Below are 808 nucleotides of genomic sequence, written 5' to 3'. Positions count from 1 at the left end.
TAGGTTGTACGGACAATTATCTTTGCGTTCGTGCAAAGTTTAGATGAAATCAGTGACCGCGCGTGGGCGTTGTTGGCGCCGCACCTGGCGGGCAAAGCCGGGGACGTGGGCCGCACGGCGGGCGACAACCGCCTGTTTTTGAACGCCGTGCTGTGGATTGCGCGCCACGGCGCTGCCTGGCGGGCGCTGCCGGCCCGCTTTGGCAAGGCCGACACGCAACGCAAGCGCTGCCGGCGCTGGGCGCAAACGGGCGTGTGGCAGCGCTTATTTGAGGCCGTGCAGGAGCCGGACCTGGACTGGGTGATGCTCGATTCGACCGTCGTGCGGGCCCACGCCCAGGCGGCGGGCAGCCAAAAAAAAGCCGCATCGGCGACGAGGCCCTCGGCCGCAGCCGCGGCGGGCTGACGACGAAAATCCACGCCCTGGTCGATGCGCTGGGCAACCCGCTGCGCCTGCTGCTCGGCCCGGGCCAGCAGGCGGATTGCCAGCGGGCGGCCGAGCTGTTGGCAGCCGCGCCGGGCGCGGGCCACGTGCTGGCCGACAAAGGCTACGACACGGACGCCGTGGTGGCCAACGCGGAAGCCCTCGGCGCCCGGGTGGTCATTCCCAGCAAGAAAAACCGGCGCGTCGAGCGGGTGATTGACCGCAACCTGTACCGCGACCGCAACAAAGTCGAACGCTTCTTCAGCCGGCTCAAGCAGTTCCGCCGCCTGGCCACGCGCTACGACAAGACGGCCAGCAGCTTTTTGGGAATGCTGCATTTCGTTTCTGCCTTACTCTGGCTCCGGTAATTGTCCGTACAACCTAG

The 808-nt window shown here is 66.7% G+C and carries 1 protein-coding gene; it reads left to right on the top strand.

From position 1 onward, the window contains the following. Positions 1-48: 48 nt before the first annotated feature. A protein-coding gene (locus E5J99_RS21020; RefSeq protein WP_210114509.1) for an IS5 family transposase occupies positions 49-791 on the top strand; the annotation gives its coding sequence in 2 pieces (ribosomal slippage) (positions 49-372 and positions 375-791; 741 coding nt in all). The last annotated feature ends 17 nt before the right edge of the window (positions 792-808 follow it).

The organism is Hymenobacter elongatus (assembly GCF_004745955.1).
In the GTDB taxonomy this organism is placed as follows: domain Bacteria; phylum Bacteroidota; class Bacteroidia; order Cytophagales; family Hymenobacteraceae; genus Hymenobacter; species Hymenobacter elongatus.
The sequence above is the reverse complement of the archived record's forward strand: the minus strand, read 5'-3'. Positions and strand labels throughout refer to the sequence as shown.